We start from the raw sequence: 14807 nt of genomic DNA, 5'->3' as shown, positions 1-14807 counted from the left end.
CCTCAGATGGCGAGAGCGGCGAGCAAGTCCTGTTCAAGCTGAATCTGCAATCGGTTGTCGGCGGCCAGGCGGCTGCCGTCTACCAGGAACACGTCTTCGACGCGTTCGCCCAAGGTGTTGATGCGTGCCGTGTGCACGGACACGCGATGCCGTGCCAGTACGCGGGCGATGGCGTACAGCAGGCCGGTGCGGTCGTTGGCGGACAGCGACAGCAGGTAATACTGGCCGCGCTCGTCCGGGCGCAGGTCGACGCGCGGCTTGATCGGGAAGCTGCGCGACTGGCGCGACAGCCGCCCCTGCGTGGGCTCGGGCAGCGCGCCCTGCAGGCGCAGCCGCTCGCACAGCTCGTGCTCGACCAGCGCGATGATGTCGCGGTAATTGCCGCCATCGCCGGCCATGCCGGGGTCGGTGACCTGGAAGGTATCGAGCGCGTAGCCGTGGCGCGTGGTGTGGATCTTGGCGTCCTGGATCGAGAACGCCTTGCGCTCGAAATAGCCGCAGATGCGCGCGAACAGGTCGGGCTGGTCCTTGATGTAGACCGCCACCTGCAGCCCTTCGCCGGCCGGCGACACGCGCGCCTTGACCACCGGCACCGGGCTGTCGACCTTGTTGTACAGGTGGCGCGTCAGCCAGGCGATATCGTGCGAATCGTGGCGCAGGAAGAAGGCCACGTCCAGCTGTGCCCACAGCGACTTGCCCAGCGCCGGATCGAACGCCTTCAGGCGCAGTTCCGAGATGGTGTCTTGCTTGCGCTGCGACCACAGCGAATGCGAGTCCACGCGCGCTCCGCCCAGCACGCGCAGCGTGATGTTGTAGAGGTCCTCCAGCAGCTTGCCCTTCCAGGCATTCCACACCTTGGGGCTGGTGCCGCGGATATCGGCCACGGTCAACAGGTAGAGCGCGGTCAGGTAGCGCTCGCTGCCGACCACTTCGGCGAAGGCGTGGACCACGTCCGGATCGGTCAGGTCCTGCTTCTGCGCGACGTGGCTCATGGTGAGGTGGTGCTCGACCAGCCAGCAGATCAGGTCGGCGTCCTCGCGCGCAATGCCGTGCTGCCGGCAGAAGCGGCGCGCATCGACCGTGCCGAGCCGCGAATGGTCGCCGCCGCGGCCCTTGGCGATATCGTGGAACAGCGCCGCCACCCACAGCACCCAGGGCTTGTCGAAGCTGGCCATCAGCTGGCTGCAGAACGGAAACTCGTGGGTGTGCTCGACGATGGCGAAGCGGCGCATGTTGCGCACCACCATCAGGATGTGCTGGTCCACGGTGTAGACGTGGAACAGGTCGTGCTGCATCTGCCCGACGATGCGCCGGAAGTTGATCAGGTAGCGGCCCAGCACGCTGGTCTGGTTCATCAGCCGCAGCGCGTGGGTGATGCCCTGCGGTTCCTGCACGATGGCCAGGAACAGCCGGCGGTTCTCGGGATCGTTGCGCCAGCGCGCGTCCATCACCGTGCGCGCGTTGTACAGGCCGCGCAGCGTGCGCGGCGCCAGCCCCTTCACGCCGGGCGTGCGCTCGTACAGCAGGAAGGTTTCCAGGATGGCGTGCGGGTCGCGCTCGTAGACGTCGTCGCTGGTGATTTCGAGCATGCCCTGACGCTCAACGAAGCGTTCGTTGAGCACGCGCGTCACCTGCGACTCGCTCGGGAACAGCATCGCCTCGATATTGAGCAGCAGCACGCTGTTGAGCTGGGTCACCGCCTTGGCGGCCCAGTAGTAGCGGCGCATCAGCTGCTCGCTGGCGCGCTTGTGGGCGTTTTGGCGGTAGCCGAAGGCCTCGGCCAGCGCGGTCTGCAGGTCGAACACCAGCACGTCCTGGCGGCGCCCGGCGACCAGGTGCAGGCGCGCGCGGATGGTCTTCAGCAGGCGCTCGTTGCGGGCCAGTTCCTGTGCTTCGCGCTGCGTCAGCAGGCCCTTCTCGAACAATTCCTTCCAGCTGTCGCCCAGGCCCGCGGCCTTGGTCATCCACAGGATCACCTGCAGGTCGCGCAGCCCGCCCGGGCTTTCCTTGCAGTTGGGCTCGAGCGCGTAGGGCGTGTCCTGGTACTTGGCGTGGCGCTGGCGCATTTCCAGCAGCTTGGCCTGGAAGAACGCCGCCGGGTCCAGGTCGGCCTGGTAGCGGCTGCGCAGCGCCTCGAACAGCTTGCGGTTGCCGGTCAGCAGGCGCGCCTCGAGCAGCGAGGTCTGGATGGTGACGTCCTGGCGCGATTCACGGATGCAGTCGTCGACCGTGCGCACCGCCGAGCCGATCTCGAGCCCCAGGTCCCAGCACAGGCCGATAAAGCGTTCCAGCTTGCCCGCGGTATCCCGGTCGGGCTCGGCCGGCAGCAACAGCAGCACGTCGACGTCGGAGTACGGGAACAGTTCGCCGCGGCCGTAGCCGCCCACCGCCACCAGCGCCGCGTCCGCGGGCATTGCCAGCCCGCGCCAGGCCTCTGCCAGCGCGGCATCGACGGCGCGGCGCAGCCGCGTGGTCAGCGTGCCGGCATTGGCGCTGGCGTTGAAGTCCGCAAACAGCGCCTGCTTGTCGGCTTTGAGCTGGTCGCGCACGCGCGCGGCCAGCAGCAGTTCCGGCGTGGTGTCCATGGAGAGGGCGGAAGGGTTCGTCGGCACGGCTGGAAAAAGAAGGGCGCCGGTCAGGCGCCCCTGGCTTCTGCGCGGCGTCAGGCCGCCACGGAATCGGTGATGAAGGCCGGCGGGGCCGGGGTGCCGGCGGACACCGTCAGCACCTCGTAGCCGGTCTCGGTAACCAGCACCGTGTGCTCCCACTGCGCCGACAGGCTGCGGTCGCGGGTCTTCACGGTCCACTGGTCGGGCATGGTGCGGATATCGCGCTTGCCGGCGTTGATCATCGGCTCCACCGTGAAGATCATGCCGGCCTTGATCTCGGCGCCGGTGCCAGGGCGGCCGTAGTGCAGGATCTGCGGGTCTTCGTGGAAGTTCTTGCCGATGCCGTGGCCGCAGTACTCGCGCACCACGCTGTAGCCGGCGGCTTCGGCGTGCACCTGGATGGCGTGGCCGATATCGCCCAGGCGCGCGCCATGGCGCACCTGCGCGATGCCTTTCCACATGCACTCGTAGGTCACTTGCGCCAGCCGCTTGGCCAGGATCGAGCCCTCGCCGACGATGAACATGCGGCTGGTGTCGCCGTAGTAACCGTCCTTGGTGATGACAGTGATGTCGAGGTTGACGGCGTCGCCGCTCTTGAGCACGCGCTCGCCGGGAATGCCGTGGCAGATCACGTCGTTGACCGAGGTGCAGATCGCGCCGGGGAAGGGCGGATACCCCGGCGGCGCATAATTCAGCGGCGCCGGCACGGTGCCCTGCACGTCGCGCATGTAGGCGTGGCACAGGCGGTCCAGTTCGCCGGTGGTGACGCCGGGCTGCACGAAGGGCGTGATGTAGTCGAGGACTTCGGAGGCAAGGCGGCAAGCCACGCGCATGTGGGCGATGTCTTCGGCGGTGTTCAGGTAAATGCTCATGCTGCGTCGCCAGAAAAAGTGATGGCGGGGCCACTGGCCACGCCGGAATCGTTGGGTCAATGTGGGATTATCGCACCATCGGGGCCGGCTCGCAGCCTGTTCCGGGCCGCCCGGAGCGGGGTGCCAGAGGCGGAACAGGGCGGGCCGGCTTGAGCGAGCGTTAGTTTTGTTGCTAGAATAGCGGGCTGATCTGGTTGCGCCGCAGCAATTGCGCCGGCCAGGTCGGTTATTTTGGCAGGATCCTTTCCTGTCGCTTGAAATCGCTGGCCCGCCTATCCGGGGTGTTCCTTTTCAGGAATGTCGGGGCGGGCTTCAGACCTAACCCTTTGGAGATTTACATGTCCGTGACCATGCGCGAAATGCTGGAAGCCGGTTGCCACTTCGGCCACCAGACCCGCTTCTGGAACCCGAAGATGGCCCCCTTCATCTTCGGTCATCGCAACAAGATCCACATCATCAACCTCGAAAAGACGCTGCCGATGTTCCAGGACGCCATGAAGTACGTGCGTCAACTGGCGGCCAATCGCGGCACCATCCTTTTCGTGGGCACCAAGCGCCAGTCGCGCGAAATCCTGGCTGAAGAAGCTGGCCGTGCCGGCATGCCCTACGTCGACGCCCGCTGGCTCGGCGGCATGCTGACCAACTTCAAGACGGTCAAGACCTCGATCAAGCGCCTGAAGGACATGGAAGCCGCCAAGGAAGCCGGCGCGCTGGAAACCATGAGCAAGAAGGAAGCGCTGATGTTCGAGCGCGAGATGATCAAGCTGGAAAAGTCGATCGGCGGCATCAAGGAAATGGGCGGCGTGCCTGACGCGATCTTCGTGGTCGACGTCGGCTACCACAAGATCGCCGTGACCGAAGCCAACAAGCTGGGCATCCCCGTGATCGGCGTGGTCGATACCAACCACTCGCCGGAAGGCATCGATTACGTGATCCCGGGCAACGACGACTCGAGCAAGGCCGTGGCCCTGTACGTGCGCGGCGTGGCCGACGCCATCCTGGAAGGCCGTGCCAATGCCGTGCAGGAAGTCGTTGAAGCCGCCCGCGGCGACGACGAATTCGTCGAAGTGCAGGAAGGCTGATAGCCTCCCGGCCCGCTGCTGAAAGGAACCCGATAGCGCGCACGTCAACACACGACAAGGCAGGCATCGCCTGCCGCCCGGCACGCCGGGCAGCGCGCAGGGCGCAAGCCGGGGTACTTCGGCGGCAGGGCAAAAAAAAGGGGGCACATCTGGCGCCCCCTTTTTTCGAATTTGAATTGTTGTCATCCGCCGCAGGCAAGATCTGCCGCGGGTGCGCTGAAGACCCACCGACCGGATGCCGCGGGCGACTGCCGGCAGCCGGCGCGAACCATTCAAGGAGTGACAAATGGCGGCAATTACCGCAAGCATGGTTGCAGAACTGCGCGCGAAGACCGACGCGCCGATGATGGAATGCAAGAAGGCCCTGACCGAGGCCGACGGCGACCTGAACAAGGCCGAAGAGCTGCTGCGCGTCAAGCTGGGCAACAAGGCCAGCAAGGCCGCCTCGCGCGTGACCGCCGAAGGCGTGGTCGCATCGTTCATCGACGGCACCACCGGCGTGCTGGTCGAACTGAACTGCGAGACCGATTTCGTCTCCAAGAACGACGACTTCCTGGCCTTCTCGGCCAAGGTGGCCGAACTGATCGCCAAGCAGAACCCGGCCGACGTGGCCGCGCTGTCGGCGCTGGAAATCGACGGCGTCAGCGTTGAGGCCACCCGTACCGCCCTGATCGGCAAGATCGGCGAGAACCTGACGATCCGCCGCTTCGTGCGCTATGCCAATGGCGGCAAGCTGGTCTCGTACCTGCACGGCACCCGCATCGGCGTGATGGTCGAGTTCGACGGCGACGAAGCCGCCGCCAAGGACGTCGCCATGCACGTGGCCGCGATGAAGCCGGTGTCGCTGTCGGCCGAGCAGGTCCCCGCCGACCTGATCGCCAAGGAGCGCAGCATCGCCGAGCAGAAGGCTGCCGAGTCGGGCAAGCCGGCCGAGATCGTCGCCAAGATGGTCGAGGGTTCGGTGCAGAAGTACCTGAAGGAAGTCTCGCTGTTCAACCAGCCGTTCGTGAAGAACGACAAGCAGACCGTCGAGCAGATGCTGAAGGCCGCCAACACGACCGTGAAGGGCTTCACCCTGTACGTCGTGGGCGAAGGCATCGAGAAGAAGCAGGACGACTTCGCCGCTGAAGTGGCCGCCCAGGTGGCCGCTGCCCAGAAGGGCTGATGTCCGGGGCGCCAGGGACTGGCCGTCGTGGCCGGCCCGGGCGCCTATAATGCCGCAGGGGCGCCGCAAGGTGCCCCTCTGCATAAGTAGTGCAGCACGGCGCGGCCGGCGTTGCACTGCAGCAGTCCGTTTCCGCGGTGGTCCGGTCCCGGCCGGGGCACCCCGAAAACCGGCTTTCCTCCTGCCGGCGGCACGATGACCCGTGCCGCCGGTGCCAAAACATACGTCCCAGTGTGTCTCAACCGAGTCGTCTCGACCGAGACGTCTCAACCGAGCGAACTGTTCCTTCCGAGGGTGAACATGCCAGCCTACAAGCGCGTCCTTCTGAAACTGTCCGGTGAAGCCCTGATGGGCGACGATGCCTTCGGCATCAACCGCTCCACCATCGAGGCGATGGTGAACGACATTGCCGAGATCGTGAAGCTCGGCGTGCAGGTGGCGGTGGTGATCGGCGGCGGCAATATCTTCCGCGGCGTCGCCGGCGGCGCTGCCGGTATGGACCGCGCCACCGCCGACTACATGGGCATGCTGGCCACCATGATGAACGCGCTGGCGCTGCAGGACGCGATGCGCCACGCCAATATCGAAGGCCGCGTGCAGTCGGCACTGCGCATGGACCAGGTGGTCGAGCCCTATATCCGCCCGCGCGCGATCCGCCAGCTGGAAGAGGGCAAGGTGGTGATCTTCGCCGCCGGCACCGGCAACCCGTTCTTCACCACCGACACCGCGGCCGCGCTGCGCGGCTCCGAGATCGGCGCCGAGATCGTGCTGAAGGCGACCAAGGTCGACGGCGTCTACACCGCCGACCCGAAGAAGGATCCGAGCGCCACGCGCTACACCACCATCAGCTTCGACGAGGCCATCTCGCGCAACCTGCAGGTGATGGACGCCACCGCGTTCGCGCTGTGCCGCGACCAGAAGCTGCCGATCAAGGTGTTCTCGATCGTGAAGCCGGGCGCGCTCAAGCGCGTCATCCTGGGCGAGGATGAGGGTACGCTGGTGCACGTGTGAACCTCGTCTGCGAGCCCGGTAACGGATGCCGCATCGCGGTGCTGGTATCCATCCGGGCAAAGAGTAGAATGATTCATTTTCGATCCCCACCAGAGGGGATCTTGGTTGGCTGATTTCCGGAGGTAAAAATGAGCGTCGCCGACACAAAGAAGAGCGTCGAGCAGAAAATGCAGAAGTCGATCGAAGCCTTCAAGGCCGATCTGGCTAAGATCCGCACCGGCCGTGCCCACACCGGCCTGCTCGACCACGTTCAGGTGGATTACTACGGTTCGATGGTGCCGATCAGCCAGGTGGCGGCGATCGGCCTGGCCGATGCCCGTACCATTACGGTGCAGCCGTGGGAAAAGAAAATGGTGGGCGCGGTCGAGAAGGCGATCCGCGATTGCGACCTGGGCCTGAACCCGGCCACCATGGGCGAAGTGATCCGTGTGCCGATGCCTGCACTGACCGAGGAACGCCGCAAGGAGCTGACCAAGGTCGTGAAGGGCGAGGCCGAGGGTGCCAAGGTGGCGGTGCGCAACCTGCGCCGCGATGCCAACGAGCAGTTCAAGAAACTGGTCAAGGACAAGACCATTTCCGAGGACGAAGAGCGCCGCGGCCAGGACGAGGTGCAGAAGCTGACCGACAAGTACGTGGCCGAGATCGACAAGATGGTCGCCGAAAAAGAGAAGGAGATCATGACGGTCTGACGCCCGTCCCGGCCTTGCCGGGTCTGTCAGCGACCGTCTCACGCCCATGCAGCACATCAGCTCGACGCTTGCCGTACCCGATACTTCCTACGTGCCCAGGCATGTTGCCATCATCATGGACGGCAACGGCCGCTGGGCGACCCAGCGGCACCTGCCGCGCGTGGCGGGGCACAGCCGCGGGCTGGACGCTGTGCGCGCGGTGGTGGAAGCCTGCGCCGCCCGGGGCGTGCAGTACCTGACGCTGTTCGCGTTCAGCTCCGAGAACTGGCGCCGTCCGGCCGACGAGGTCTCGTTCCTGATGCGGCTGTTCATGATGTCGCTGCGGCGCGAAGTGGTGAAGATGCACGCCAACAACATCCGGCTGCGGGTGGTGGGCGACCTGAGCCGCTTCAGCCCGCGCATCCAGCGGCTGATCAAGGATGCCGAGGCACGCACCGCCGGCAATACCGGCCTGACCGTCACCATCGCCGCCAACTACGGCGGACGCTGGGACCTGCTGCAGGCCATGCGCAAGATGCTGGCGCGCTCGCCCATGCTCGATCCCGAAACCATCGACGAATCGCTGCTGGCCCCGCACCTGGCGATGGCCTATGCGCCGGAGCCGGACCTGTTTATCCGCACCGGCGGCGAACAGCGCATCAGCAATTTCCTGCTGTGGCAGCTCGCCTATTCCGAGCTGTACTTCACCGACGTCTACTGGCCGGATTTCGACGCCGCGGAACTCGACAAGGCCTTTGCCTCGTACCGCCAGCGCGAACGCCGCTTCGGCCGCACCAGCGCGCAGCTGGTCGCGCCCGGACTTTCCGGTACGGCCTGAGCCAGGCCACTCCAACTTTTCACGGGACTGCAGCGCATGCTCCTCACCCGCGTCATCACCGCCCTGTGCCTGTTGCTGCTGATCCTGCCGATCCTGTTCCTGGCGCCGCCGGCGGGCCTGGCGGGACTGCTCGGCGTGATCGTCCTGCTGGCCGGCTGGGAATTCGGCCGCCTGATCGGACTGCGCGGGCCGTGGCCCTATGTCTATGCGCTGGCCTGCCTGATCGCCACCATCACCTGGCATGACCTGCCGCAGCGCCACGCCACCACCTGGCTGCTCGAGGCCGCGGTGGTGTGCTGGGGCGTGGCCGTGGTGCTGCTGGCGCGCGGCGTGCGCGCCGCCACCCCGGGCTTCACCGCGCTGGGCGCGGTGCTGGGGCTGGTGATGCTGCCCGCGTTTGCCCATGCCACCATGATCCTGCGCGGCGCCGGCATCGGCGTGCTGCTGACCGCCGCGGTGCTGGTATGGGCCGCCGATATCGGCGCGTATTTCACCGGCAAGGCAATCGGCCGGCGCAAGCTGGCGCCCGGCATCAGCCCGGGCAAGTCGTGGGAAGGCGCCATCGGCGGCTGGGTGCTGGCGCTGGCGATCGGCCTCGCGCTGGCCGCCACCCACGCCTTTGCCCCGACCTGGTTCTCGGCGATGGGCGACCGCGTCGGGCTGGGCTTCGTCGCCGCGCTGACCACGCTGCTGGTCGCGGCGAGCGTGGTGGGCGACCTGTTCGAATCCCTGCTCAAGCGCCAGGTCGGCAAGAAGGACAGCAGCCGGCTGCTGCCCGGCCATGGCGGCGTGCTGGACCGCATCGACGCTTTGCTGCCGGTATTCCCGCTGGCCGCCCTGATGCTGATTTTTCTCTGAAGCCGTCTGCTATGCATCGCATCACCATCCTGGGCGCCACCGGCTCCATCGGAGAAAGCACGCTCGACGTGATCCGGCGCCATCCCGGCCGATACGCGGCGCATGCGCTCAGCGCCCATCGGCAGGTGCGCAAGCTGGCCGACCAGTGCATCGAATTCCGCCCGGCACGCGCCGTGGTCGGAACGGCCGAGGCGGCGGGGGAGCTGGAAACGCTGCTGCGCGCTGCCGGCGTGCCGACCGAAGTCAGCTATGGCGAAGCTGCGCTGGAATCCATTGCCGCCGATGCGCAGACCGATGCGGTGATGGCCGCCATCGTCGGCGCGGCCGGCCTGCGCCCGACGCTGGCGGCGGCGCGCGCGGGCAAGCGCGTGCTGCTGGCCAACAAGGAAGCCCTGGTGATGTCGGGGCGCATCTTCATGGACGCGGTGCGCGAGCACGGCGCCACGCTGCTGCCGATCGACAGCGAGCACAACGCCATCTTCCAGTGCCTGCCCGCCGACGACCCGCGCTACGGCCGCGGCGTGGCCAGGGTGCTGCTGACCGCGTCGGGCGGGCCGTTCCGCACGCGCGACCCGGCCACGCTGCACGATATCTCGCCCGACCAGGCCTGCGCCCATCCCAACTGGGTCATGGGCCGCAAGATCTCGGTCGATTCGGCCACCATGATGAACAAGGGCCTCGAGGTGATCGAGGCGCACTGGCTGTTCGGCGCCCCGCCAGAACGCATCGAGGTGCTGATCCACCCGCAGAGCATCGTGCATTCGATGGTCGCCTACGCCGATGGCTCGGTGCTGGCGCAACTGGGCAACCCCGACATGCGCACCCCGATCGCCTATGGCCTGGCCTACCCGGAGCGGATCGACGCGGGCGTGACCCCGCTCGACCTGACCGTCGCGGGCGGCCTGCATTTCGAGAAGCCGGACCTGGTGCGGTTCCCGTGCCTGGGGCTGGCCTTCGACGCGCTGCGCGCGGCGGGGGTGGCGCCGGCGGTGCTCAATGCCGCCAATGAAGTGGCGGTGGAGGCATTCCTGGCCGGGCGCGTGCGCTTTACCGATATCGCCGGCATCGTGCGCCAGGTGCTCGAGGCCGCACCGAACGGCCCCGCCGATACGCTCGAGGCCGTGCTCGGTGCCGACGCGCTGGCGCGCGAGGCGGCCAGCGCCAGCGTCACCGTGCGCGCCGCGGCCCGCTGATCCGGCGGGGCGGTCTGCCGCATCTGCGACAATAGCGGCTGCGTCGGCCGGTCCCCCGGGGCCGCGCAGGCCGGCCCAGCGATCTTACCGACCTCCCGCACCATGCAAACCGTACTCGCTTTCATCGTTGCCCTGTGTGTGCTGATCTACGTGCACGAAATGGGCCACTACCTGGCCGCGCGCGCCTGCGGCGTGAAGGTGCTGCGTTTTTCGATCGGCTTCGGGCGGCCGCTGCTGCGCTGGATCTCGAAAAGCCGCGACCGCACCGAATGGACGGTGGCGGCGATCCCGCTGGGCGGCTACGTCAAGATGCTCGACGAGCGCGAGCTCGATCCCGCGCGCGACACTCCCATCGATCCGGCCGACCTGCCGCGTGCCTTCAACCGCCAGCCGGTGGGCAAGCGCTTCGCCATCGTCGCGGCCGGCCCGCTGGCCAATTTCGCGCTGGCGATCGTGCTGTATTTCGCGCTGTTCGCCGGCGGCATGCGCGAGCCCGTGCCGGTGGTGGCGGCGCCCGCGGCCGGCACCATGGCAGCGCAGGCCGGCGTGCGCGAGGGCGACCGGGTGCTGTCGCTGACCGCCAACGGCCACACCGAGCCGGTCCGCTCCTGGAACGACCTGCGCATGGCGGTGTTTGCCGAAGGCTTCGGCGATGCGCGCGCGGTGCTGCGCGTGCGCGGCGCCGACGGCGCCGAGCGCGACGTCACGCTGCCGCGCCTGCCCAATACCGGCGGCAATCCCGAGCAGGATCCGCTGGCCACGCTTGGCCTGAACCTGAAGGGCGGGCCGGTGACGATCACCGAGGTACTGCCCGATTCGGCCGCCGAACGTGCCGGGCTGCGCAAGGGCGACCGCATCGTGTCCTGGCAGGGCAGCCCGCTGACGCAGGCCAGCGCGCTGATCAAGGCGGTGCGCAGCCAGCCGGGCCAGGCCGTGACGCTGGGCATCGAACGCGACGGCCAGCGCCTGGACGTGCCGGTGACGCTCGACACCGCCGCTGCGCGCGACGGCGCCACGGACGCCAGCGCCAGCGCGCCGGCGCCCACTGGCAAGCTGGGCGCGGCGCTGACCCAGGCGGTGCAGATGGAGACCGTGCGCTACCGGCCGGACCAGGCGCTGGCGCGCGCCGCGGGGCAGGTCTGGGATACCAGCGCGCTGTCGCTCAAGCTGCTGGGCAAGATGCTGGTGGGGCAGGCATCGCTGCAGAACCTGAGCGGTCCGCTGACCGTCGCGGACTACGCCGGACGTGCAGCAAACCTCGGTGTACAAGCCTTTGTCAGCTTCCTGGCGCTGGTCAGCGTTAGTCTTGGCGTACTCAATTTGTTACCCATTCCGGTTCTGGATGGGGGGCATTTGCTGTATTATTGCGTGGAATTTTTGACTGGCCGGCCCGTCCCAGACCACTGGCAGGCAATGCTGCAGAAGGTTGGCATCGCCTGCATCTTGCTCCTGACTTCGCTCGCTTTGTTCAATGACGTCAGCCGAATGTTTCTGGCGAACGGCTAGAAACGTGTGTCGGCAAGGGGTGGTGGTGTCGTCGGACACCGTCGCCAGGGACGCCATTTGCCAGGCGCAGTCCAATGAGGCATCGGAGCGCAATCCTGGATGGAATCAAAGAGGGGATCAACATTGATCAGACATAAGCGCATTTCGCTGGGCTTGCTGGCGAGTGCCGTTATTGCAGCCTGGAGCCCGGCGGGCTGGGCTGCCGATCCGTTCGTCGTCAGGGACATCCGCGTTGAGGGACTGCAACGCGTCGAACCGGGTACCGTGTTTGGCTACCTGCCGGTGCGCGTCGGCGAAACCTTCACCGATGACAAGGGCGCCGATGCCATCCGTGCCCTCTACAATACCGGCTTCTTCAAGGACGTGCAGATCCGCGCCGAGGAAGGCGTGCTGGTGGTGCAGGTCGAGGAACGCCCTGCGATCTCGCAGCTCGAGTTCGTTGGCATCAAGGAATTCGACAAGGACACGCTGCGACGCTCGCTGCGCGCGGTCGGCGTGGCCGAGGCCCGCTATTACGACAAGGCGCTGATCGACAAGGCCGAGCAGGAGCTCAAGCGCCAGTACGTCGCCCGCGGCTACTATGCCGCCGACGTGCAGACCACGATCACGCCGGTGGACCGCAACCGCGTCTCGGTGGTGTTCAACGTCGACGAAGGTCCGGTCGCCAAGATCCGCCAGATCAATATCGTCGGCAACAAGGCCTTCAAGGAAAGCACGCTGCGCGACGAGATGCAGCTGTCCACGCCCAACTGGCTGTCGTGGTACACCAAGAACGACCTGTACTCGAAGCAGAAGCTCACCGCCGACCTGGAAGCGCTGCGCTCGTACTACCTGAACCGCGGCTACCTGGAATTCGCCATCGAATCGACCCAGGTCTCGATCACGCCCGACAAGAAAGACATCTTCCTGACGCTGAACATCAAGGAAGGCGAGCAGTACAAGGTGTCCGACGTGCGCCTGGCCGGCGAGCTGCTGGGCAAGCAGGACGAAATGGAAAAGCTGCTGCAGCTGAAGAAGGGCGATATTTTCTCGTCCGAGAAGCTGACGCAGAGCACCAAGGCCATTACCGACCTGCTCGGCACCTATGGCTACGCGTTCACCACCATCAACCCGCAGCCGCAGATCGACAAGGAAAAGCGTGAAGTCGCGCTGACCCTGATGGTCGATCCGGGCCGCCGTGTCTACGTGCGCCGCGTCAACGTGGTCGGCAACAGCAAGACCCGCGACGAAGTGGTGCGGCGCGAGATGCGCCAGATGGAAAGCTCGTGGTTCGACAGCGAAAAGCTGCAGCAGTCGCAGGCGCGCATCAACCGTACCGGCTACTTCACCGACACCAACATCACCACCGAGGACGTGCCCGGCGCGCCCGACCAGGTCGATGTGAACGTCAACGTGACCGAAAAGCCGACCGGCCAGATCAGCCTGGGCGTGGGCTTCTCGTCCACCGACAAGCTGGTGCTGCAGGCCGGCCTGCGCCAGGACAACGTGTTCGGCTCGGGCACCAGCCTGGGCCTGGACGTGAACACCGCCAAGTCGTTCCGCACCATCGCGCTGACGCAGTACGACCCGTACTTCACGGTGGACGGCATCAGCCGCTCGACCGATATCTACTACCGTACCTCGCGCCCGCTGTACTACACCGGCGACCAGGACTACAAGATCGTCTCGGCCGGCGGCGGCTTCAAGTTCGGCGTGCCGTTCTCGGAAGTCGATACCGTGTTCTTCGGCATCGGCTACGAACGCACCCAGGTGTACACCTCGGTCAACACGCCGAATCAGTACAAGAACTGGCTGAACCAGATCGGCAAGAACTCTGGCGACGGCATCAACAACTTCCCGTTCACGATCGGCTGGGCGCGCGACCGCCGCGACAGCGCGCTGGTTCCGACCAAGGGCCCGTACACCCAGGCCAACCTGGAAGTCGGCCTGCCGGGCGGCGATACCCAGTACTACCGCGCCAGCGTGCAGCAGCAGTACTTCTACCCGATCTCGAAGGCGTTTACGCTGGCACTGAACGGCGAGATCGCCTACGGCCACGGCTACGGCAACACGCCGTTCCCGGTGTTCAAGTACTTCTACGCCGGCGGTATCGGCTCGGTGCGCGGCTACCAGACCAGCACGCTGGGCCCGAAGGACCAGAACGGCAACCCGGTGGGCGGCGCTTCCAAGATGATCGGCAACGTCGAGTTCATCTTCCCGCTGCCGGGCTCGGGCGTGGACCGCACGCTGCGCCTGTTCACCTTCTTCGACTTCGGTAACGTCTATCAGGAAGGCCAGCCGCTAAGCTTCAGCGAGCTGAAGTACTCGACCGGCTTCGGCATGTCGTGGCTGTCGCCGATCGGGCCGCTGAAGCTCAGCATGGGCTTCCCGCTGCGGCGCGACACCAACGACAAGGTCCAGCGCTTCCAGTTCCAGATCGGCACGGCATTCTGATTCTGAAAAAGGATCTGTTTTCATGACTACAACATCCAAACTGGTCAAGTCCCTGGGCGCCGCCGCGCTCGCCACCGCGGCGCTGTGTGCCGCGCTGCCGGCCTCGGCCCAGGAAGCGCGCATCGCCGCGGTCAATTCCGAGCGCATCCTGCGCGATTCGCAGCCGGCCAAGGCGGCCCAGGTCAAGCTTGAGCAGGAGTTCTCCAAGCGCGACCGCGAGTTGCAGGACATGGCCCAGAAGATCAAGGGCATGGCCGACAAGCTGGACAAGGACACGGCCGTGCTGGCCGATTCCGACCGCCAGCGCCGCCAGCGCGAAGTGGCTGACCTGGACCGCGAGTTCCAGCGCAAGCAGCGCGAGTTCCGCGAGGACCTGAACCAGCGCCGCAACGAGGAACTGGCCCAGGTGCTGGAGCGCGCCAACCGCGTGATCCGCCAGCTCGCCGAACAGCGCAAGTACGACCTGATCGTGCAGGAAGCGGTGTACGTGAATCCGCGCATCGATATCACCGACGACGTGATGAAGGTGCTGAACGCCGGCAGCAAGTAAGCCGCCGCCGCTTCGTCGTTCG

12 protein-coding genes are annotated in these 14807 nt (G+C 66.4%); 10 read left to right on the top strand and 2 right to left on the bottom strand.

Annotation, left to right across the window (positions count from 1 at the left end):
• Window positions 1–2 precede the first annotated feature (2 nt).
• Together ACEI37_RS19730 and map are read right to left on the bottom strand one after the other, a co-directional pair.
• Window positions 3–2585 (bottom strand): [protein-PII] uridylyltransferase, encoded by a 2583-nt coding sequence (locus ACEI37_RS19730; protein ID WP_373377825.1) that lies wholly within the window; start codon window positions 2583–2585, stop codon window positions 3–5.
• Between the two features lie 77 nt (window positions 2586–2662).
• Window positions 2663–3481 (bottom strand): type I methionyl aminopeptidase, encoded by an 819-nt coding sequence (map, locus tag ACEI37_RS19725; protein ID WP_111517873.1) that lies wholly within the window; start codon window positions 3479–3481, stop codon window positions 2663–2665.
• Between the two features lie 338 nt (window positions 3482–3819).
• Here map and rpsB point away from each other — a divergent pair, with 338 nt between their 5' ends.
• From rpsB to ACEI37_RS19675, 10 genes are all read left to right on the top strand, one after another.
• Complete coding sequence (gene rpsB, locus ACEI37_RS19720) at window positions 3820–4563, top strand: 30S ribosomal protein S2 (protein ID WP_012352954.1); 744 nt, start codon at window positions 3820–3822, stop codon at window positions 4561–4563.
• A gap of 286 nt (window positions 4564–4849) precedes the next feature.
• Complete coding sequence (gene tsf / locus ACEI37_RS19715) at window positions 4850–5728, top strand: translation elongation factor Ts (RefSeq protein WP_171517172.1); 879 nt, start codon at window positions 4850–4852, stop codon at window positions 5726–5728.
• Window positions 5729–6028: 300 nt separating this feature from the next.
• On the top strand, window positions 6029–6739 hold the full coding sequence (gene pyrH / locus ACEI37_RS19710) for a UMP kinase (protein ID WP_012352952.1): 711 nt from the start codon (window positions 6029–6031) through the stop codon (window positions 6737–6739).
• 128 nt (window positions 6740–6867) lie between these two features.
• Window positions 6868–7428, top strand: a complete 561-nt coding sequence (gene frr, locus ACEI37_RS19705; protein ID WP_018005692.1) for a ribosome recycling factor — start codon at window positions 6868–6870, stop codon at window positions 7426–7428.
• A 46-nt stretch (window positions 7429–7474) separates the two neighbouring features.
• Entirely contained in the window at window positions 7475–8245 is a 771-nt protein-coding gene (locus ACEI37_RS19700) for an isoprenyl transferase (protein WP_012352950.1), read from the top strand.
• 36 nt (window positions 8246–8281) lie between these two features.
• Window positions 8282–9103 (top strand): phosphatidate cytidylyltransferase, encoded by an 822-nt coding sequence (locus tag ACEI37_RS19695; RefSeq protein ID WP_373377824.1) that lies wholly within the window; start codon window positions 8282–8284, stop codon window positions 9101–9103.
• 11 nt (window positions 9104–9114) lie between these two features.
• On the top strand, window positions 9115–10296 hold the full coding sequence (gene ispC, locus ACEI37_RS19690; protein WP_373377823.1) for a 1-deoxy-D-xylulose-5-phosphate reductoisomerase: 1182 nt from the start codon (window positions 9115–9117) through the stop codon (window positions 10294–10296).
• A gap of 102 nt (window positions 10297–10398) precedes the next feature.
• Window positions 10399–11802: an RIP metalloprotease RseP gene (gene rseP, locus ACEI37_RS19685; RefSeq protein WP_373377822.1), complete on the top strand. Its 1404-nt coding sequence runs from the start codon at window positions 10399–10401 to the stop codon at window positions 11800–11802.
• 99 nt (window positions 11803–11901) lie between these two features.
• The gene (bamA, locus tag ACEI37_RS19680; protein WP_373377821.1) at window positions 11902–14235 is read left to right on the top strand and encodes an outer membrane protein assembly factor BamA; all 2334 of its coding nucleotides are present in this window, start codon (window positions 11902–11904) and stop codon (window positions 14233–14235) included.
• Between the two features lie 22 nt (window positions 14236–14257).
• The gene (locus tag ACEI37_RS19675) at window positions 14258–14785 is read left to right on the top strand and encodes an OmpH family outer membrane protein (protein WP_062800121.1); all 528 of its coding nucleotides are present in this window, start codon (window positions 14258–14260) and stop codon (window positions 14783–14785) included.
• Window positions 14786–14807 lie beyond the last annotated feature (22 nt).

The sequence above is a fragment of the Cupriavidus nantongensis genome (assembly GCF_041726985.1).
GTDB lineage: Bacteria > Pseudomonadota > Gammaproteobacteria > Burkholderiales > Burkholderiaceae > Cupriavidus > Cupriavidus nantongensis_A.
This window is presented reverse-complemented; position numbering and strand designations above follow the sequence as displayed.